This is a genomic window from Salinarimonas chemoclinalis, from assembly GCF_041514305.1.
Lineage (GTDB): Bacteria > Pseudomonadota > Alphaproteobacteria > Rhizobiales > Beijerinckiaceae > Salinarimonas > Salinarimonas chemoclinalis.
On the sequence record NZ_JBGMWH010000009.1, the window covers coordinates 56,995 to 76,679 of the forward strand.

19 protein-coding genes and 1 tRNA gene are annotated in these 19,685 nt (G+C 70.6%); 9 read left to right on the top strand and 11 right to left on the bottom strand.

Annotated elements, in window-relative coordinates; all coding sequences use genetic code 11:
- Positions 1-146 precede the first annotated feature (146 nt).
- From AB9M23_RS14805 to rsfS, 4 genes are read right to left on the bottom strand one after another with little or no spacing between them, the layout of a single operon-like run.
- Positions 147-1,472 carry a S41 family peptidase gene (locus AB9M23_RS14805; protein ID WP_372425330.1) on the bottom strand — a complete coding sequence of 442 codons (1,326 nt, stop codon included), beginning with the start codon at positions 1,470-1,472 and terminating at the stop codon, positions 147-149.
- Positions 1,472-2,869, bottom strand: coding sequence for a murein hydrolase activator EnvC family protein (locus AB9M23_RS14810; protein WP_372425331.1), 1,398 nt, complete (start codon positions 2,867-2,869; stop codon positions 1,472-1,474). The genes AB9M23_RS14805 and AB9M23_RS14810 overlap by 1 nt, the downstream gene beginning before the upstream one ends.
- Positions 2,866-3,354, bottom strand: a complete 489-nt coding sequence (gene rlmH, locus AB9M23_RS14815) for a 23S rRNA (pseudouridine(1915)-N(3))-methyltransferase RlmH (RefSeq protein ID WP_372425332.1) — start codon at positions 3,352-3,354, stop codon at positions 2,866-2,868. The genes AB9M23_RS14810 and rlmH overlap by 4 nt, the downstream gene beginning before the upstream one ends.
- Positions 3,355-3,360: 6 nt before the next feature.
- Complete coding sequence (gene rsfS / locus AB9M23_RS14820) at positions 3,361-3,780, bottom strand: ribosome silencing factor (protein ID WP_372425429.1); 420 nt, start codon at positions 3,778-3,780, stop codon at positions 3,361-3,363.
- 379 nt (positions 3,781-4,159) lie between these two features.
- On the opposite strand from rsfS, the gene rpsT reads away from it, so the two are divergent.
- Both rpsT and dnaA read left to right on the top strand, forming a co-directional pair.
- On the top strand, positions 4,160-4,438 hold the full coding sequence (gene rpsT / locus AB9M23_RS14825) for a 30S ribosomal protein S20 (RefSeq protein WP_372425333.1): 279 nt from the start codon (positions 4,160-4,162) through the stop codon (positions 4,436-4,438).
- 847 nt (positions 4,439-5,285) lie between these two features.
- Positions 5,286-6,854 (top strand): chromosomal replication initiator protein DnaA, encoded by a 1,569-nt coding sequence (gene dnaA, locus AB9M23_RS14830; RefSeq protein WP_372425334.1) that lies wholly within the window; start codon positions 5,286-5,288, stop codon positions 6,852-6,854.
- A gap of 351 nt (positions 6,855-7,205) precedes the next feature.
- Here dnaA and AB9M23_RS14835 read toward each other — a convergent pair whose 3' ends face one another.
- Positions 7,206-8,375, bottom strand: a complete 1,170-nt coding sequence (locus AB9M23_RS14835) for an aminotransferase class V-fold PLP-dependent enzyme (RefSeq protein ID WP_372425335.1) — start codon at positions 8,373-8,375, stop codon at positions 7,206-7,208.
- Between the two features lie 90 nt (positions 8,376-8,465).
- Between AB9M23_RS14835 and kynA the strand changes: the two genes are divergently transcribed.
- On the top strand, positions 8,466-9,284 hold the full coding sequence (kynA, locus tag AB9M23_RS14840) for a tryptophan 2,3-dioxygenase (protein WP_372425336.1): 819 nt from the start codon (positions 8,466-8,468) through the stop codon (positions 9,282-9,284).
- Positions 9,285-9,294: 10 nt separating this feature from the next.
- Here the strand turns inward: kynA and AB9M23_RS14845 are convergent, their stop codons facing one another.
- From AB9M23_RS14845 to AB9M23_RS14855, 3 genes are all read right to left on the bottom strand, one after another.
- Positions 9,295-11,139 (bottom strand): ATP-dependent nuclease, encoded by a 1,845-nt coding sequence (locus AB9M23_RS14845; protein WP_372425337.1) that lies wholly within the window; start codon positions 11,137-11,139, stop codon positions 9,295-9,297.
- 85 nt (positions 11,140-11,224) lie between these two features.
- Positions 11,225-11,632 (bottom strand): acyl-CoA thioesterase, encoded by a 408-nt coding sequence (locus AB9M23_RS14850; RefSeq protein ID WP_372425338.1) that lies wholly within the window; start codon positions 11,630-11,632, stop codon positions 11,225-11,227.
- Positions 11,633-11,715: 83 nt separating this feature from the next.
- Entirely contained in the window at positions 11,716-12,207 is a 492-nt protein-coding gene (locus tag AB9M23_RS14855) for a YciE/YciF ferroxidase family protein (protein ID WP_372425339.1), read from the bottom strand.
- Positions 12,208-12,642: 435 nt separating this feature from the next.
- Here AB9M23_RS14855 and AB9M23_RS14860 point away from each other — a divergent pair, with 435 nt between their 5' ends.
- The 3 genes from AB9M23_RS14860 to AB9M23_RS14870 all read left to right on the top strand — a co-directional run bounded on the left by AB9M23_RS14860 (position 12,643) and on the right by AB9M23_RS14870 (position 14,936).
- Entirely contained in the window at positions 12,643-12,990 is a 348-nt protein-coding gene (locus AB9M23_RS14860; protein ID WP_372425340.1) for an ArsR/SmtB family transcription factor, read from the top strand.
- Positions 12,991-13,298: 308 nt separating this feature from the next.
- Positions 13,299-14,666, top strand: coding sequence for a condensation domain-containing protein (locus AB9M23_RS14865; protein ID WP_372425430.1), 1,368 nt, complete (start codon positions 13,299-13,301; stop codon positions 14,664-14,666).
- Between the two features lie 24 nt (positions 14,667-14,690).
- Positions 14,691-14,936 (top strand): hypothetical protein, encoded by a 246-nt coding sequence (locus tag AB9M23_RS14870; protein ID WP_372425341.1) that lies wholly within the window; start codon positions 14,691-14,693, stop codon positions 14,934-14,936.
- Between the two features lie 45 nt (positions 14,937-14,981).
- Here AB9M23_RS14870 and AB9M23_RS14875 read toward each other — a convergent pair.
- Positions 14,982-15,056 (bottom strand) — tRNA-Glu (locus AB9M23_RS14875).
- 154 nt (positions 15,057-15,210) lie between these two features.
- On the opposite strand from AB9M23_RS14875, the gene AB9M23_RS14880 reads away from it, so the two are divergent.
- The 3 genes from AB9M23_RS14880 to AB9M23_RS14890 are packed head-to-tail and all read left to right on the top strand — an operon-like array spanning position 15,211 to position 17,601.
- Positions 15,211-15,483: a zinc-finger domain-containing protein gene (locus AB9M23_RS14880; protein ID WP_372425342.1), complete on the top strand. Its 273-nt coding sequence runs from the start codon at positions 15,211-15,213 to the stop codon at positions 15,481-15,483.
- Between the two features lie 7 nt (positions 15,484-15,490).
- Positions 15,491-16,717, top strand: a complete 1,227-nt coding sequence (locus AB9M23_RS14885) for an FAD-dependent oxidoreductase (RefSeq protein WP_372425343.1) — start codon at positions 15,491-15,493, stop codon at positions 16,715-16,717.
- Between the two features lie 56 nt (positions 16,718-16,773).
- Positions 16,774-17,601 (top strand): metallophosphoesterase, encoded by an 828-nt coding sequence (locus tag AB9M23_RS14890; RefSeq protein ID WP_372425344.1) that lies wholly within the window; start codon positions 16,774-16,776, stop codon positions 17,599-17,601.
- 91 nt (positions 17,602-17,692) lie between these two features.
- Here AB9M23_RS14890 and AB9M23_RS14895 read toward each other — a convergent pair whose 3' ends face one another.
- Positions 17,693-18,790: a peptidoglycan DD-metalloendopeptidase family protein gene (locus AB9M23_RS14895; protein WP_372425345.1), complete on the bottom strand. Its 1,098-nt coding sequence runs from the start codon at positions 18,788-18,790 to the stop codon at positions 17,693-17,695.
- Between the two features lie 128 nt (positions 18,791-18,918).
- The gene (locus AB9M23_RS14900) at positions 18,919-19,623 is read right to left on the bottom strand and encodes a protein-L-isoaspartate O-methyltransferase family protein (protein WP_372425347.1); all 705 of its coding nucleotides are present in this window, start codon (positions 19,621-19,623) and stop codon (positions 18,919-18,921) included.
- Between the last annotated feature and the right edge of the window lie 62 nt (positions 19,624-19,685).

Below are 19,685 nucleotides of genomic sequence, written 5' to 3' on the forward strand. Positions count from 1 at the left end.
CCCCGTCTCCGATCCTCGTCTCGAGACATCCGTCTCGGAATGCCCGTCTCGAGATGCCGCCCGCCCGAATCGCGACGGCCCGCCTCCAATGTCGAGCATCGGAGGCGGGCCGTCGAGTGGCGGATCGCGTGCCGCGAGGCCCGATCTCAGTTCGGGACCGTCTCGGCCGGGGGCGCGGGCCGCGCGGCGGAATCGACCCGCTCACCGCGCAGGAGCGCGAGGGCGGCGGCGATCTGCACGTCGTCGGCCGGATCCGGCGGCACGTAGGCGGAGGACGCGCTGCGCTCCTCGTCCTCGTTGGCGAGATGGCCGCGCAGGCCGGCCTCGCCCTCGACCGCGTCGCGGCCCCGGAGTTCCTCGGGCACGTCGGGCAGGACGATGATGTTCGGCTCGATGCCGCGGGCCTGGATCGAGGTGCCGCTCGGCGTGTAGTAGCGCGCCGTCGTCAGGCGCAGGGCGCCCGAGCCGCCGAGCGGGATGATCGTCTGGACCGACCCCTTGCCGAAGGACCGCGTACCGATCACCGTCGCGCGTTGGAGGTCCTGGAGCGCGCCGGCGACGATCTCCGAGGCCGAGGCCGAGCCGCCGTTGATGAGCACCACGACGGGCTTGCCGTCCGTCAGGTCGCCGGAGCGGGCGTTGAAGCGCTGCGTCTCCGACGCGTTGCGGCCGCGCGTCGAGACGATCTCGCCGCCGTCGAGGAAGGCGTCCGACACGTTGATCGCCTGGTCGAGCAGGCCGCCGGGATTGTTGCGCAGGTCGAGCACGAAGCCCCTCAGTCGCTCCTCGCCGATCTCGTCGGTCAGCTCGGCGATGGCGCGCTCGAGGTTCGGCGAGGTCTGCTCGTTGAACTGGGTGATGCGCACGTAGCCGACGTCGTCCTCGACGCGCCAGCGTACCGGGCGGACGCGAATCACGTCGCGGGTGATCGAGACCTCGATCGGCTGGGCGCCGCTGCCGCGCCGGATGCGCAGCTCCACCGCCGAGTTGACCGGGCCGCGCATGCGGTCCACGGCCTGGTTGAGCGTGAGGCCCTGGACCTCCTCGCCGTCGATGTGCGTGATCAGGTCGTTGGCGAGCACGCCCGCCTTGGCGGCCGGCGTGTCCTCGATGGGGCTCACCACCTTGACGAGCCCGTCCTCCATCGTGACCTCGATGCCGAGCCCGCCGAACTCGCCGCGGGTCTGCACCTGCATGTCGCGGAAGCTCTTGGGGTCGAGATAGCTCGAATGCGGGTCGAGCGAGGTGAGCATCCCGTTGATGGCCGCCTCGACGAGCGCGGCGTCCTCGGGCGCCTCCACGTAGTCGGTGCGGACCTTCTCGAAGACGTCGCCGAACAGGCTGAGCTGGCGATAGGTCTCCGCGGAGGCCGCGATCGCGCTCGAGCCCGGGAGCAGCTGCGGCTGCGAGACCACGGTCGCCGCGCCGGCGCCCATCGCCGCGCCGATCATCAGAAGTGAAAGCTTGCGCATTATCCGCGAACCTCTTCGCCTTCGGTTGCCTGCCACCAGGGAGACGGATCGATCGACCCGCCGTCCTTCTTGAACTCGACGTACAGAACCGGGTCCGTCGTCTCCACCACACCGGCGGCCGGCGAGAGCGCGGACGTCGCGCCCATCGTCCCGATCGGCTCGCCCGCCAGCACGAACTGCCCGACCTCCACCGTGATCGTCTCCATGCCCGCGAGCAAGAGATAGTAGCCCTCGCCCGCGTTGATGATCAAGAGACGCTCGAACGAGCGAAACGGCCCCGCGAAGGCCACCCACCCGTCCGCGGGCGCGCTGACGATCTCACCCGGACGTGTCGAAACTGAGATTCCCCGGGTGCGTCCGCCATAGCCGTCGGGTGCGCCGAATGCGCGCAGCGTCTCCCCCGCCACCGGCCTCGGCAGCAGGCCGCGGGCCTCGTCGAAGGGCAGCGCCGGCGCGAGCCGGGCGGGATCGCGGAAGGCGGCCTCCTCGAAGCGGGCGCGGGTGCGCGCGACCCGCGCCTCGCTCGCCGCCCGCGCCGACGCCGCGGCCTCGCGGGCCGCGGCGATCTCGCGCTCCATGCCGGCGATCAACTCTTCGAGAGTGGCCGCCCGCTCGGCGAGACCCGCGGCGCGGGCGCGCTCGGCCGCGGCGTCCTGGCGCGCGGCGGCGAGCCGCGCCTGGCGGGCGTCGACGAGCGCGGTCAGCCGCGTGCGTTCGGCGGCGAGCGCCTCGAGCTCGGCGGCGAGCGTCGCGCGGTCGGTGGCGATCGCCTCGCGCAGGCGCACGAGTTCGGCGAGGTCGGCGGCGAGCGCCTCCGTCTCCGCGCGCAGCTCGGGCACGACCGAGCCGAGCAGCATCGAGGTGCGCACCGCGGCGAGGATGTCCTCGGGCCGCACCAGGACCGCGGGCGGCGGGCGGCGCCCCATGCGCTGGAGCGCGGCGAGCACCTCGACGACGACGTCGCGCCGGCTCTCCAGCGAGCGGCGGATCGCCGCCTCCGAGCCGAGCAGGACGGAGAGCCGCTCCTCCAGCTCGCCGGCCCGGCCCTCCAGCCCGCGGATGCGCGCCGTCGTGTCGATCAGCGCCTGGGCGAGGCGCGCGCGGTCCTCACCGAGCCTGGCGATCTCCTCTTCGAGGGCGAGACGCTGCGAGGCGGCGCCGTCGAGCGCCGAACGCAGCGCCTCGAGCTCGGCCGCGCGCGCGTCGCGCTCCGCCCGTGTTTCCTCCGCACGCGTCTCGAGCGTGCCGGGATCGACGGAGGGCGTCTCCGGCGTCGCCTCCGGAGCCTGCGCGCGGGCCCCCCCCGCGCCGGGGGCGAAGGCGAGAGGGAGCACGAGGGCGAGCACGAGGACGAGCGCGAGCGCGCCGGGACGTCGGGGCGGGCGGCGCGTGGTCATCGTTCGCCCCCGCGGTGATACGGATGGCAGGAGAGGATGGTGAGCGCCCGGTAGATCTGCTCGGCGACGAGGCCACGCACGATCTGGTGGGGAATGGTCAGGGCCCCGAACGAGAGCACGAGGTCTGCGCGCGCGCGGATCGCCTCGTCGAGCCCGTCGGGACCGCCGACGACGAAGCTCGCGGCGGGGCGTCCCGCGTCGCGCCAGCCGCCGAGGCGGTCGGCGAAACCCGGGCTGTCGAGCGCGCGGCCGCGCTCGTCGAGGACGACGAGCACGCCGTCGGGCAACCGCGCGGCGAGCGCCCCGGCCTCCTCGGCGCGGCGATCGGCGTCGCGCCGGGCGCGCGACTCGGGCAGCTCGGCGACCTCGGGTCCCGACAGCCCGAGCGGGCGGGCGAGCGCGCGGGCGCGCTCGACGTAGCGATCGGCGAGCGCGCGCTCGGGGCCGGCCTTCAGCCGGCCGATCGCGACGAGCCCGAGCCGCACCCGCGCTCAGCCGTCGACGCGCTCGGCCGGCCGGTCCGCGCCCCACATCTTCTCGAGATTGTAGAAGGAGCGGACCTCGGGGCGGAACACGTGCACGATGACGTCGCCGGCGTCGATCAGCACCCAGTCGCACGCGGGCATGCCCTCGACACGCGGGGTGCCGAGACCGTTGTCCTTGAGCGTCTGGATGATGCGGTCGGCGATCGCGTTCACGTGGCGATCCGAGCGACCCGTGGCCACCAGCATCGTGTCGGCCACCGACGTCTTGCCGACGAGATCGATCTCGACGACCTCCTCGGCCTTCATGTCGTCGAGACACGTGCGGGCCACGGACAGGATTTCCCCGTCGGCCGAGGCGGAAACCTCGGGACGGGCGGGAAGCGGCGCGGTTTCCGCTTCGCGCGGAGACACTTGAGCCAGCGTCATGTCCTCTCTGCGTTCGCGACGGCAGGAATTGCCGACGCCCCCAAGATGCGCCTCCGAGCCCCGGATTTCAACGACGATCTCGGACGATCTCGGACGATCTCGGACGATCTCGCCGCTGCCCGCCGTCGCCATATATAATGACTCGACCCACTCTCCGGAGGGGCCGCGCCCCGGCGGCCCCGACGCCGTCCCCTCCGCCTGCGCGGCGCATCGATGGGGCGTTGACGCGGGAGCCGTGCGCGACTATACACCCGGCTTCACGGGCGCGCGCCGGTTCCGCGGCGGGTCGCCCATGGGTTCCTGAGACATCAGCCGATCCCTGCTGCGCGGGCCTCCACGGCCTCGCCGATCGGCGCATCCGAACGGGGTTCTACAAGCCATGGCCAATACGCCCTCGGCCAAGAAGATGACGCGCAAGATCGCCCGTCGCACGGCGGTCAATCGCATGCGTCGCTCGCGCATGCGCACCTTCATCCGCAAGGTCGAGGAGGCCCTCGGCTCCGGTGACGCCGCCGGTGCGCGCAGCGCGTTCGCCGTCGCGGAGCCGATCATCATGCGCTCCGCCCAGAAGGGCGTCACGCACAAGAACACCGCCTCCCGCAAGGTCTCGCGCCTCGCCAAGCGCGTGAAGGCTCTGGAGGCCGGCGCGAGCGCCTGATCCGCAAGCGCCGCCGACGCGCGAGCGTCGACTCCCCCGACCTTCGATGGACTGCCCGAAAGCCCGGCCTCGTGCCGGGCTTCGTCGTTCGTCGCGTGGTCGCGGCTATTTTGCGACGACTTAGCGAGACTTGATGGGCGACAGAAGACGTTCGGGCACGGCATGCGGTCGAATGCGGAGTTGAAAGCGGTTCTTCTAACGTTCTGCTTGACTCCGGTGCGCGAATTCCGGGTGGAAACCTTCGACTGCCGGCACTCGAGCGCGCAGACAAACGCTTTAGCCGTCAGTATCTTAGGGGGCAAAGCACGGGAGGCCCCGGAATCGTGGCGACCCGGAGGCGGAAACGAGGTCGCGATACAATGCAGGCGACGCGCCCCGAATCACGGCCGCAGGGGCCGGCATCCTCAACAAAAGGTTAAGAGCGACAGCGACTTATCGGCCCTCAGACGGGTCCACCGAGGCCCGCACGCCCCCCCGCGTCGCACGAGGCGACTCCTTTCTGTTGCGCCCCCCGGGGGGCCTGTGTAAGGTCTCAGGACTTCGGGGGCTCCTCGAAGTAACTCTTCAGAAATCCAAGGTCCAACCTCAGGAGCGGGGGGTCACGCGGTGTCTATCGTCGGCAAAGATATGCAAAAGCGCCTGATGATGACGCTCGCCCAGACCACGCACGACGCCCTGTAGCACGACCTCGACATACCAAACATCACGAAGACTTTCGGTGCCTCGGATCGTTTCGGGGCAGCGCGGCGGTATTTCGTCGCGCGATACGGCAATTACTGGACGGGACGGGCGGTGTCGGCTTGCGGCGGCGGTCGACGTGCCCGAGGCGCGGAAGAGGAGGGCTGAGATGTTCCATGGGGGCGAGGAGCGCGCGAAGGCACTCGCGGCGGCGATCGGGGCGGAGCCCGGTGCGCGCATGAGCTGCGCCGCGGGCGAGCCTGGGTCGGACGCGCCCGGCGCGGCTCCGGTCGCAGCGCCGGCCGGGACCGACGCCAGGACCGGGGAGGCCTGGGCTCGCGTGCGCCGGCGCCTGCGCGCGGAACTCGGCGAGGACGTCTTCACCTCCTGGTTCGCCCGCCTGGAGCTCGAGACGCTCGCCGACGGCTGCGCCCGCCTCACGGTTCCCACCCGCTTCCTCAAGAGCTGGATCGAGGCCCACTACCTCGACCGCGTCCTCGACATCTATCGCGCCGAGGAGCCCGCGGTGGAGCGCATCGCGCTCGCCGTGCGCGGCACGACCTCCCGCGACGGCCCGCGGCGCATGGAGCCTACCCCGGCGACCCGCTCGGACGCCGCGCCACGCCGCGAGGCGCCCGCCGCCGCAACACCCGCCGCGGCACCCGCGCCACAGGCCTCGATCGGCCCGGCCGACGGCGACATCGCCGGCGCACCGCTCGACCCGCGCCTGTCCTTCGAGAGCTTCGTCGTCGGCCGCTCGAACGCGCTCGCGCACGCCGCCGGCGACCGCGTCGCCCGCCACGACGGCCCCGCGCTCTACAATCCGCTCTACCTCCACGCCGGCGTCGGCCTCGGCAAGACGCACCTGCTCCACGCCGTCGGCCACGGCGCGCGCGCCCACGGCAAGCGGGTGATCTACCTCACCGCCGACCGCTTCATGTACGGCTTCGTTTCGGCCCTGAAGGCGCAGACCTCGCTCGCCTTCAAGGAGAAGCTGCGCGGCATCGACCTCTTGATCATCGACGACGTGCAGTTCATCCAGGGCCGCACCATCCAGCAGGAGTTCGGCCATACGTTGAACGCCCTGATCGACGCCGGCCGCCAGGTCGTCATCGCCGCGGACCGCCCGCCGGGAGACCTCGAGAGCCTCGACGAGCGCGCCCGCTCGCGGCTCGCCGGCGGCCTGGTGGTCGAGGTCGGCAACCTCGACGAGGATCTGCGCCACGCGATCCTCGGCGCGCGCATCGCCGCCGTGCGCCAGGCGCATCCCGGCTTCGACGTCGCGCCCGACGTGATCGCCTGGGTCGCCCGCCAGATCACCACCAACGGCCGCGACCTCGAAGGCGCCGTGAACCGCCTCCTCGCCCACGCCACGCTCACCGGCGCGGCGGTGACACTCGAGACCGCCGAGACCGCGATCCGCGATCTCGTCAGGAACCGCGAGCCCAAGCGCGTGAAGATCGAGGAGATCCAGAAGCTCGTCGCCTCGCGCTACAACGTCTCGCGCTCCGACATCCTCTCCGAGCGCCGCACCGCCGCGGTGGTCCGCCCGCGCCAGATCGCCATGTACCTCTCCAAGACCCTGACTCTGCGCTCGCTGCCCGAGATCGGCCGGCGGTTCGGCGGCCGCGACCACACGACGGTGCTGCACGCCGTGCGCAAGATCGAGAAGTGCATCGGCGAGGATACCACGCTCGGCGAGGAGGTCGAGCTCCTCAAGCGCATGCTCCAGGAGTGAGGACCGGGGGCATGCGCCCCCGCGCCTACCGCCGTCTCGCACCGCTCGCGCGACGATGCTCATGCCTCGGGCACGTGTCGAAGCCGGTCTTGCCGGACGTCTGGTGCAGGCCTTCTCCTTCCCTGCAGGGGAAGGTGGATCGACGGCGCAGCCGGCGAGACGGATGGGGCGCGGCGCGCGAGCGACGCGTTCCGCGAAGCGGAAACCTCCGCGTCCGGCATTGGTCCGGCCTTTCGGCTCCGCCGAACGCGCGTTCCGCGCGCCCCATCCGTCTCGGCTTCGCCGAGCCACCTTCCCCTACAGAGAAGGACCAGGGGGCGTTTGCGTGCCCCGGACCTCTCCGCAGCCCTCTCAAGCGAGCGCCGCCGCCACCCGCCGCGCGGCTTCCGGCATCTCCCGCTCGGCGTGGTACAGCCCGAAGCCGAAGCGCAGCACGTCGGCGCGCACGTCCGTGACGATGTCCGCCGCCTTCAGGCGGGCGTGGAGGTCCGCCGCGTCGGGGCGCCGGAAGGCGAGGAAGTTGGCGCGGCGCGGATCGTCGAGGCCGATCAGCAGGTCGGCGCGCGAGAGCGGCGCGCCGGCCTCGTCCAGCGCCGCGACGAAGGCCCGCTGGCAGGCGTGGGCATGGGCGTGCGCCGCCGCGGCGTCGATGCCGAGGCCCGCGAGCCAGTCCATCACCGCGTTCAGCCGGTAGAGCGCCGTCGGGTCGAAGGTCGCGCCCATGAAGCGGAAGCCGTCCCGCGCATACGCCACGCCCCCGTCCTGGCGCGCGGCGAGCGTGCCGAAGGCGGCGTACCAGCCGGTGGCGCGGGGCCGTGTCCCGTAGCCGGGCGGGCAATGCATGAAGGCCGCCCCCTCGCCGCTCATCACGTACTTGTAGCCGCCCGACATGTAGAACACACGGTCCGCGAGCCGCGACAGGTCCGTCGGCAGGGCGAGGAAGCCGTGGTAGCCGTCGATCACGACGAAGGTCTCCCGGTCCGGCACCGCGGCGACGAGCCCCTCGAGATCCGCGACCACGAATCCCGAGCCGAACAGGACCTGGCTGAACAGCACGATATCCCACCCGCCCCGCGCGGCCTCCTCGGCGAAGCGGGCCTCGAAGGTCGCGAAGGGCTCGACGGGGACGGTGACGAGCGTGATCAGCCCGTCCTCGGCGAGGCGGCGCGACAGCCGGGTGAAGGAGTGGAACTCCCCGTCCGTCGCCAGCACCCGTGCGGGGCGGTCCGTCGGCATGCAGGAGAACAGGCGCAGCCACAGCTCGAACGTGTTCTGCGCGAAGACGACCGTGCGCGGGTCGGACAGGCCGAGCACGCCCGCGACGTGGCCCTGCGCCTGCGGCCAGACGGTGCCGAGCACGTGCTCCCACTTGTGGTCCGCGAGCCGTGCGGCATCGTCCCACGCCGCCTCCTGCGCCGCGCGTGTCACGTCCGGCCAGGCGTGGTGGCTGTGCGCGGCGAGATGGAGGCGCTCCGGCGCCGCGGCGCGGGTGCGGGCGAAGTGGTCGCGCAGGTCGAGCATGGGCCGTTTCGTCCTCGTGAAGCGTCGGGGGAGCTTGTGCCGGCGCGCGAGATATTTCAAGCTTCAACCATTCAGCGGAGGGCCACCGCGATGGCGGACGACGGCGTCAAGACCGACTTCTCGAACGACATGTCCTACGGCGACTATCTCGGGCTCGACACGCTCCTGTCGGCCCAGCGCCCACAATCGTCCGAGCACGACGAGCCCCTGTTCATCGCCATCCACCAGGTGCAGGAGCTCTGGATGAAGCTCTTCATCCACGAGCTCGACGCGGCGACGGCGGCGGTGCGCGCCGACCGGCCACGCCCGGCCTTCAAGGCGCTGGCGCGCTGCGGGCGCATCCAGGAGCAGCTGGTCAGCGCCTGGGACGTGCTCTCCACCATGACGCCGGCGGACTACCTCGCCTTCCGCGAGCGGCTCGGCGCCTCCTCGGGCTTCCAGTCCTTCCAGTACCGGATGATCGAGTTCAAGCTCGGCGCCAAGAACGCCGGCCTGATGAAGCCCCACGCCCACGCGCCCGCGCGCCACGCGCCGCTTCTCGCGGCCCACGAGGCGCCCTCGATCTACGACGAGGCGATACGGCTCATCGCCCGCCGCGGCCTGCCCGTCCCCGCCCATCAGCTCGAGCGTGACCTGCGCGAGCCCCACGTCTACGATCCGGCGCTCGAGGCCGCGTGGGAGCAGGTCTACCGCAAGTCGGAGGAGCACTTCGACCTCTACGAACTCGCCGAGGAGCTCGTCGACCTCGAGGACCTGATGCGCCAATGGCGCTTCCGCCACGTGACGACGGTGGAGCGCATCATCGGCTTCCGCCGCGGCACGGGCGGCTCGGCGGGGGTGTCGTATCTCAAGGGCGTGCTGGAGAAGCCGTTCTTCCCGGAATTGTGGCAGCTGCGGACGAAGCTTTGAGGACTTGCCCTTAAACCGCCCTTGCTTTTCCAATCAACCTAAAGTCACTCGAAACACCATTTGCTTCTGCCCAAGCGGTCAATTCGCTAAGTAAACATGTTAAACAATCAGGATCTTTTAGATTGATGTGATCAAACTCACCATCCCTCAGCTCTTCAAATAGCTTCTGAACGTTCACTGATAGAGTTTCATCGCTGCTCACACGCAGGTAGGCCTGCAATGGCTTATCTTTCCCCAGCTCACTACCACCAAGCCATCTTTCAAAGTCGGGAAAGCTAATCCTATGCCTCACCGACAATCCATCGTTGCGACAAGCTTCTACAGATTCCCTGATAGTCCGATTTACGGTCCACATTGGATTTGAGTTTTCTCCGTTGTTTGTGAAAGGGTAATCAGAATCGTGGACGACGCCGAAATTGACCTTAAAATGCCGAAGCATCCCGATAATAGCAGGAATTATTGCCTTGCCTCGTGCTCGCAAAATCGAAACCTGAGTCGTCAAGATGTGCTCTATCTCTACAACGGCCGCGATAAACGACGCATGTTCTGTGTCGCCCTCGACAATAATTGGGTAAGAACCGAAGAATACCTCAGAGAAAGAGGGATCCATTGTTTGTAAAGCTTGAAGCTGGCGCTTTTCGTCTCCCCTAAACGTTATCTCATCAGCTCTATATATTTGCGGCGAAACCTTGTTGCTTTCACGATGAAGGCGCACGATCGTTGTATGATCTGCGAATGGATCAACGAAATACGGTGAGTGAGTGGTGAGCATCACCTGCCAGTTTTCGTCTTCAGCGAGCTTATAGAGGTACTTCTGAGCCGCTCTCGCTGCCATTGGATGAAGTGCATTTTCAGGCTCATCAATCAAGAGAATGTACCCAGGGAGGGCTGGATCATCTGCATCCAATGCGGCGGACGCACACGCACTCGCGCCTTCTGTCTTTCCCCTTGAGCCTCTTTTGCTGGCTTTTGCAGAAGTATCTTCCTTTCTTTTAAGGTCATTGTAAGCTTGAAGTACCGACCAGAAAAGGGCTCGTCGAGCACCTGAGCCTTGTTGATCTAGGCCGCCTTCATGCGCTCCATCTGAAATGATTATCTTCGAACCAGACTTAATCAAATCTTCAAATTTGAGAGTCGGAGTGCCAACACCGGGACGCACTGATGCGGAAAGGTCGGGGAAGACGCCCTTGAACGCCTGATCAATAGCTGATGATACCTGCTCGACTTGTTCATTTAATTGCGTGAACTCATCGGAGACGGCAGTTCGCAGTGCAGCGAGAGCCTTTCCGATTGGATGATCGAGCTTGTCCTTAGCTTGGTTAAGTCCCTTCCCAAGCGAAGAAAACACTAATGATATTAGATTCTTTTCTGCTTCGTCTGCGTCTTGCAACGATCCTATCCTGATGGGAATCGGTAAGCGACTCTTGAAAACTGTGTCAGCACCACCGGCTTTGCCGTCGTCCGACCAGCCTGCCACCTTTGGGGACCAAGTCTTTCTAGTTGCCTTTCCGTCAGCTCCCCAGGTCCAGAGGCTCCTTACCACGAGATACGGACCTTCTGCTGCCTTCCACTCAGCAGCGATGTTCGCGATTCCTTCAGGAATGTGTATTGCCAGCTCCACCTGCGTCTCGGCTTCCGGTGGTGAACTCTGGCAAAAGTCGCGTCCTCGATCATAACTGACATAGCCCTGCGCCAGCTCATAAGCGCGAAGGACGTTCGACTTGCCCGAATTATTGCGTCCTACCAAACATACAATGTTGTCTAGCTCGACCCGCAATCCTCTGGGCCCCACGCAGCCAAGATTGCGGATCTCCATCCAAAGCAGCTTAGAACGGTCAGCCATCATCGCCCCCATGCTTGGAAGCGAACATTCCTTATGGATCACAAATATGCAAGTTATAGGGGCGTCAGTATAAATACCGTTCGTTCCGGTAGCGCACTCACACCGCCGGTATCGCCCGCGGCCGCCCCTCGTCGTCGATCGCCACGAAGGTGAACGTCGCCACCGTCACCTTCTCGCGCCGGTTGGTCATGAAGCGGCGGGCCCAGGCCTCGATGTGGATCTTCATCGAGGTGCGGCCGATCCGCTCGATCTCGGTGTAGACGCACAGGACGTCGCCGACCTTCACCGGACGGATGAAGGTCATCGCCTCGACCGCGATCGTCACGACGCGGCCGCGGGCGCGCTCGACGCCGGCGATGCCGCCGGCCTGGTCCATCTGCGAGAGCACCCAGCCGCCGAAGATGTCGCCGTTGGCGTTGGTGTCGGAGGGCATCGCCAGCGTGCGGACCGTCAGCTCGCCGCGCGGCGCCTCGGCGCCCTCCGTCTCGATCGTCTCGTCCGCCATGTCCGCCTCCAGCAGCGCATTCCTGATGCGCCACCGGAGGCGGGTTGGCAAGAACGACCGATGAGCTCGCGCGCGCGCGCGCTTCAGGCGGCCTTCTGGTTCGCCGCGGTCTCGGCGAGCTTCGTCAGCATCGCGTCGGTGCGGCTCTCCTCCTCGAGGGTCTCGCCGAGGAGCTTCGCCGCGTCCTTCATGCCGAGCGCGGTCGCCCAGGCGCGCAGCGTGCCGTAGCGCGAAATCTCGTAGTGCTCCATCGCCTGCGCGGTGCCGATCACGCCGGCGTCGAGGGCGATCGAGCCCTTGAAGTCGGAGAGGATCTCCTTCGATTCCTCGACGAGCCCCTGCATCGCCTCGCAGGGCTTGCCGCGGGCGGGCTTGCCGAGCATCTCGAAGATCTTCTCGAGCCGCTCGACCTGCGTCTCGGTCTCGTCGCGGTGCTGCTCGAGCGCCGCCTTCAGTTCGTCGGACGCGACCGCCTTGACGATGCGCGGGTAGGCGCGCAGCGCCTGCTTCTCGGCGTGGTAGACGTCCTTGAGCGTGTCGAGGAAGAGATCCTCGAGGGTCTTGTCGTTGGCCATGGAAGCTGAACTCCGGTTGCGGGAGCCTTCGCAACGGCGCTCGCGCGACGAGGTTCCGGCGCCCGCACTCGCCCGCACTCGCCCGCGCCGCGAGGCGCACGAGATGCTCGTTCGCGCGCCCAGCTCGTTCGCGCGCGAACCCCGGTCGCGCACCCCCGGCATGCCCGCGAGGGCGGCATCCTGCCTCGTGGGAAGCAGTCCCGGGCCGGCGGCTGCGCCGTCTCGACCTCGGGTCGGCGGCGAACCGGTGCGGACGGTCTTCGGCATGCTTCGTGCTTCATCGCCTCGGGCTCCGAGAACGCCCGACCGCGGCGGGGTTCGGGCCACCGGCCGCGATCCGCACCCGCACCGCCCGCGCCCTTCCCAAGCGCTCGCTGGCGCGTATATACGAAAGGGTTCCCCCGGAACCGTTCGACCGAGCCGAAAGACGCATCGATGACCGCCGTCCCGAAGATGCTGGATGACACCGCCCCGGCGGCGATCGACGTGGACCGGCTGCTCGCGAACGCCCGCCAGGCGAGCGAATTCCTCAAGGCGCTCTCCCATGAGACGCGGCTCATCATCCTGTGCGTGCTCATCGAGGGCGAGAAGTCGGTGACGGAGCTCGAGGAGATGCTCAACATGCGCCAGCCGGCGGTGTCGCAGCAGCTCGCCCGTCTGCGCGCGGACGACCTCGTGGCGAGCCGCCGCGACGGCAAGAACATCTACTATTCCCTCGCGCGCCCCGAGGTGATCGAGGTGATCGGCGCCCTCCAACGCGCCTTCTGCCCCCCGGAACCCTGAGACGTCGGCGCGCGCGGCGCCGAGCCGGCCGACACGACGCGGTGGCCGCGAAGCGCGGCCTCGCGCGGGACGCGCGCGCGGCCCCGAAACGGCGTGGGATCTGCCCGTCGTTGACACCTCTAGTGGCATGATCTAACCTTACCCTTGGTTGATAACAACACGCGAGAGACATCGACAGCTGTCGATACGGCTTCGTGTCCGGGAGGCGGGGTTTCCCCTCGCCTGGGAGGATCGTTCATGGGCCATCCGACGGACGTCGCGCCGGCGACGTCCGAATCCTGCCGCTCGGGATCGCGCGCGTGACGGAGATGGCGGCCGTCCCGACCGGATCCGGCCACGACGACTCGCGGCGCAGGTTGCTCGCGCGGCGCCTCGCGGGACTCGCCACGGTCGGGCCCGCCATCCCGCGCCGCGCCGCGAGCGCCGCCGAGGCGCCGCTCTCGCCCCAGCAGCTGCGGCTCTGGCGGCTCCACCGCCGCGACCCGAGCGATTCGGCACTGGTGGCCGCGCGGGCCTTCCTGCTGGAGGGTCGACTGCGCGGGTCCCTGGCCGCGGCGCTCGCCGCGGTCGTCGGGCGCCACGAGACGCTGCGCACGCGCTACGTCCTGCGCGGGGACGGGCCGGTGCAGGCGATCGATCCCGCGGCCGCGCCCGACCTCGAGATCCGCGATGCCGCCGCGCACCCGCCGCGCGCCGACGCGCTCGCCGATCGGGTCTCGACCTGGGCGCGGCGGTCCTTCGACCTCGCACGGGAGCATCCGATCCGCGCGCTCCTGCTGCGCCTGGGCGCGGAGCGGCACGTGCTGGCGATCGCCGTACACCGCATCTGCGCGGATGCGCGCGGGCTCGATCGGCTGGTCGAGGACCTGCGGCTCGCGTGGGAGGCGACCGCCTCCGGTGCCGCGCCGGACACGGGCACGCTTCCAGCCCTTCCGGTGCGCTATGCGGACTACGCGGCGTGGCGGGTCGACGATCGACGGGAGGCGGTCGCGGATGCGGGGGACGACGCGGGCCTCGATCCGCCGATCGCCGGAGACCCGCCGGACGGGCCTCGCGCCGGCGTCTCGTCGAGCCGACCGCTCGCACCCGCCCTCCTCGCGGACCTGCGCGCCTCGGCGCGCGCCCGGCACACGGTGCTGGCGGTGCCGCTGCTGGCGGCCTTCGGCGCCCGGCTCTGCCGGACCGGCGGCACCGAGGAGGCGATCGTCGGCCTCGTCCGCCACACCCGCGAGCGCGCGGAGCTCGACCCGCTCGTCGGTGCGTTCGCGCAGACGATACCGATCCGCATCCGCCATGCGGCGGGCGAGCCCTTCGAGCGGCTCGTCGATCGCCTCGCGACATGCGTCCCGCTCCGCCTCGCCGGCATGCCGTCGCCGGAAGAACCCGTTGCCGGACCCGCGACCCCACCGCTCCGGGCCGTCCTCGACGTCCGGCCGCCGGCGGCGCCCTGGCCTTCGCGCCGGGACCTGCGCGTCACGCCGCTCGACCTAGGCCCCGGCGCGACGGAGCACGACCTCGAGCTGCGGGTGGTGCCGGGGGCCGAGGCGTGGAGGATCACCTCGATGAGCCGTCGGGGCCTGCCCTCGGCTTTTCGTTCGAACGCGCTCGCGGACGGCCTCCAAGCGACGCTGCGCGCGGGCGCGTGCGGCGCTGGACGGGATGCCGACGGCTTGTAACACTCCCGGACGAGGGAGGGCCGCATGTTCGTTCGATCGGGGTTCGTCATCGCCTGGCTGGCGATGGTTTTCGGTGCGATCAGGATCACCATCGGCCTCTTCGTCGCCAGCATTGGGGACGCCGCGGAGCGTGCGGCCGCAGCAGCGTACCGGCTCGGGTCGAGGTCGTCGGGCGAAGCGATAGACCAGGGGATCATGGTCTTCGTCTTCGGCGTCGCCCTCGGCCTCCTCGCCGAGATAGCCAAGGCCGTGAAGCAGAAGCAGCCGTGATGATCGCCTGCGGGAGGCGGAACCCCGCCTCGGCGAAGGACCCGATGGCGCGCCCTGCGGGAATCGAACCCGCCTCTTCAGCGTGAAAGGCTGATGTCCTAACCGATAGACGAAGGGCGCCCGGGCCGCGGGGGAGCCTGTCCGCCGCGGTTCGGCCCTCATAGAGGGCTTCGGCGCGGCTCGCAAGCCTCCCGTGCGCCGCATTCGCGCTGGCCCTCGTCGCCGCGGCGCACTATGGTCCGCCGCGCCGAGAGACCGGGACCACGGACACGAGATGGCCGAGAAGACGACCCCCCACTTCGCCAACGACGCGGGCGTGCCGATCATCCACATCGGGGCGAAGGAGTTCATGTGCATCGGGGCCGAGCCCCCCTTCGACCACCCCCACGAGTTCCTCGACATGGGGGCCGAGGACGAGATCATCTGCCCCTACTGCTCGACGCTCTTCCGCTACCGGGGGGACCTGACGGTTCGGCAGTCCGACCCGCCGGAATGCCTCTGGACCGGCGGCGCGCGCGACACCGCCGCGGCCCGGACCGGCCCTTAGCGCCGAGATGACCCGCCCGTCGGTCGCGGTCGCCGGGGCCGGCATCGCGGGCCTCGCCGCCGCGCTCGCGCTCTCGCGCGCCGGCCATCCGGTGACGCTGGTGGAGCGGCGCACTGGATTCTCGGAGGTCGGCGCCGGCCTGCAGCTCTCCCCGAACGCGAGCCGCATCCTCGTCGATCTCGGGCTCGGCTCGGCCCTGGCGCGGCGCGTCGGCGAGCCGCGGCGGGTCGTCGTGCGCGACATGGCGCGCGGCCGCACCCTCGCCGAGATGCCGCTCGGGGAGGCGATGCGCACGCGTTTCGGCGCGCCCTATTGGGTGATCCACCGCGCCGACCTGCAGACGATCCTGCTCGACGCCGTGCGCGCGCGCCCGGACGTGCGGCTCGTCGTGGGCCGCACCGTCGAGGACGTCGAGGAGACGCACGGCGGCGTCGCGCTGTCCCTCGCCCGCGAGAACGGTACGCGCGAGACGCTGCGCGCGGACCTCGCGCTCGGCGCCGACGGGGTCTGGTCGAAGCTGCGGCGCGCGGTGGAGGGGCCGACCGGTGCGGTTCCCCCGCGCTACCAGGGCTACGTCGCCTGGCGCGCCACCGTGCCGCGCGACGCCGCACCCGAGGCGCTCGCGGGAGACGAGACCGGGCTGTGGCTCGGGCGGCGCGCGCACGTGGTGCACTATCCCGTAGCCGCGGGGGCGCTCGTGAACGTCGTGTGCGTCGTGCAGCGCGCCGAGCCGGTCGATGGCTGGGCGACGCCGGGCGAGGCGTCGGCGCTGCGCGCGGCGCTTCCCGCCACGGCCGCGCCGCTCGCCGCGCTGATCGACGCCGCGACCGGCTGGCTGCTGCGGTCGCTGCACGATCGCCCGGCGGGGCGCATGGCGCGCGGGCGCGTCGCGCTCCTGGGGGACGCGGCGCACCCGGTGCTGCCCTTCCTCGCGCAGGGCGCGGCCCTCGCCATCGAGGACGCCGCCTGCCTCGCGCGTGGGCTGTCCGCTGCCGAAGTCGCGGGCGCCGCGGATGGCGGACGGCCCGCGGATCCGATCGCCGCCGCCCTCGCCGGCTTCGCGGCGGCGCGCGCCCCGCGGGCACGGAGGGTCCAGGACGCGGCGCGGGCGAACGGACGGATCTACCACGCCGGCGGCCCGATCGCGCTCGGACGCGATCTCGTCCTGCGCCGGATGGGCGCCGCGGGGATGGCGGAACGCTACGCATGGCTGTACGGCTGGCGTGACGGCTGAGCCTTGGCGCGCTTCTTGCTGCCGGGACGCGGACGGATGCGACGGCCCGGGACACGATGCTCATTGCCCATATCAGCGACCTCCACGTTCCCGCGACGGGCGAGCCCGTCCCCGGGGCCATGGACGTCAATGCTGCACTGCACAAGGCTTTCGTGGCCCTGCAGGCGCTCTCCCCCCGGCCCGATCTCGTGATCGTATCCGGCGACGTCGCCGATGCCGGCCGTGCGCGGGCCTACCGCCGGGCCGCCGAGATGCTGAAGGGCATGCGTCGATCCGTGGTTGCGGTCCCCGGAAACCACGACGATCCGGCGGAATTCGCCGCCTTCCTACGCCTGATCGGCGGGGAAAGCCGCCTGCCCGCCCCCGACCTGTGCAGCGTGCGCGACTTCACGGCGCTCAGGGTCGTCGGTCTCGCCTCGAACCTGCCCTACACCAGCGCCGGCGGGCTCGACGACGCGCAGCTCGACTGGCTCGACGCGACGCTCGCCGACGCGCCGGCGCGCCCGACGCTGATCGCCGTGCACCACCCGCCCTTCCGCTGCGGCGTGGGCTTCATGGACCGGATCCGGCTCGTGGAGGGCGCGGCGCGGTTCGAGTGCATCGTCGCCGCCCACCCGCAGGTGCTGGCCGTCCTGTGCGGCCACCATCACCGCGCGATGGAGACGCTGTTCGGCGGGCGGCCCTGCTATGTCGCGCCCTCCCTCGCCTACGGCGTGAGCCTCGACATGCGCCCCGGCGGCGACGGCGGCTTCGCCCCCGAGCCCGCCGCCTACCGGCTCCTGCACTACGACGGGCGCCGCCTCGTCTCCCACCTCGCCTTCGTCGAGGGCGCGGGCGCCGCGCGGCCGTTCCGGCTCGCGGAGGTGGTGGGGGCGCGGGCGTGAACGAAGAACGGGCGGAGGGGCTGCCCCCTCCGCCCGCCCGAGCCGTACGACGGGTCTCGAGGCGACGTCGCCGGTCGGTTCCGGAAAGGCTTCAGTTCGTCAGGTAGGGCATCGGGTCCACCGGGTCGGCGCCCTGGCGGATCTCGAAGTGGAGCTGGGGCGAGGTGACGTTGCCGGTGCGCCCGGAATGGGCGATCACCTGGCCGCGCCGCACGGCATCGCCGCGGTTCACCAGGAGCTCGGAATTGTGGGCGTAGGCGGAGACGTAGCCGTCGTCGTGGCGCACGAGGACGAGCTTGCCGTAGCCGCGCAGCTCGTCGCCGGCATAGGCGACGGTGCCGCTCTCGGCGGCGCGCACCGGCGTGCCTTCCGGCACGGCGATGTTGATGCCCTCGTTGCCAGCGGTGCCGAAGCCGGAGATCACCCGCCCGCGCGCCGGCCAGCGGAAGTCGAGCCCGGTCGCGGCCGGCAGGCTCGCCACCTGCGTGGGCGCCGCCGCGGGCGCGGAGGGCTGCTGCGCCGGCGCCTGCGCGACGGGCTGGGTGGGCTGCAGGGCGGGAGACTGGGCGGGAGATTGGGCGACGGGCTGGCCCGCGGACGCGACCGGGGCCGCGCTGCGCGCCGGTGCACGCGGCGGCAGCGGCGCGCTCGCGACGACGGTGCCGGTCTGGATCGGGACGGGGCCGGCCGCCGTCCGCGGCGGCGACGGCTGGGCGGACGGGGCGATCGGCGCCGCGGATGCGACCTGGGTTCCGCCCGCCGCGTTGAAGACCGGGACGACCACGGCGCGGCCCGGCTGGACCTCGGCCGCCGAGGCGAGGCCGTTCACCCGCAGGAGGGCGTCGACCGGCACGTTGTAGCGTCCCGCGAGCGAGGCCGCGGTCTCGCCCTGGCGCACGATGATCGGCGTGCCGCCGAGGGCGCTCCAGCCGGGCGGGCCGCTCGGCGCGGGCGCCTGCGTCGCGGCGACCGTGGCGGGCCCCGTCGGCAGCGGGGCGACGGCGCCGGGCGCCGCCAGCGGCGCGCTCGCCACCGCCGTCGTCGGCGCCGCCGCGGCGGGATCGACGCTGCCGGTCATCACCGGGTCCCGGCCCTGCGTGGCGAACGGATTGCCGAAGGGATCGGCGAAGCGCATCGTGTCGGCGCTGCACGCGCCGAGCGCGCCCGCCGCCAGCGCGACGAGAGCCACCCTCGCAGCGCGGGAGGAACGACCGTGACCCTGGAGAGCCTGGGGGTAGCGCATCGACGCACCTGATACTCGAAACGACCTGATACTGCGATTAAAAGGGCATTCAGGTTAAGCAAGCGTTGCGCGCGTCACGCTCCTGTCGCGCGCCCCCCGGACGCCCCGCCCGCCACCAACGGCGCGATGCGCACGCTGGCGCCGAGCCGGCGGTGCATCACCCCGTCCGCGTCCTTCTCGACGATCGCCAGACGCGGGAATCCGTCGATGCTCAGCGCGCCGACGAGGCGCCCGGCGGGGGCGAGGCGCTCGAGCAGCGTGTCGGGGAAATCCGCCAGCGCGCCGTTGACCAGGATTCGCGGGAAGCGCTCGCGATTGCGCCGCGGGGTGAGCCCGTCGCCGACGCCCAGCGCGATCCGGTCCGCGATCTCGAGCTGGCCGAGCCGCAGGGCGGCGGCGTCCGCGAGCGCGTCGATGCGCTCGACGCTCTCGACCGCGCCGCCGAGCCGCGCCATCAGCGCGGCGACGTAGCCGGACCCGGTGCCGACCTCGTAGACGGCCTGGCCCTCCTCCAGGCCGAGCGCGACGAGCATCGCCGCGACCGTGGTCGGCGAGGACATCGTCTGCCCGAAGGGCAGCGGCAGCGCGACGTCGGAGCGGGAGAGATCGGCGAAGCGGGGCGGCGCGAACAGCGTGCGCGGCACGCGCTCCATGGCGCCGAGCACGGCCTTGTCGCGGAAGCCCTTGGCGCGCAGCGCCAGCACGAAGGCGGCCGTCTCCACCGCCTCCGCGTCGAGCGTCGGATCGCCCTCGCTGAGCCCTTGCCGATCGACGCGCATTTACCCTCCGTCGGCGCCAGCATAGAGCGATCGGGTTAACCGATCCTTCACCCTGTCGCCCG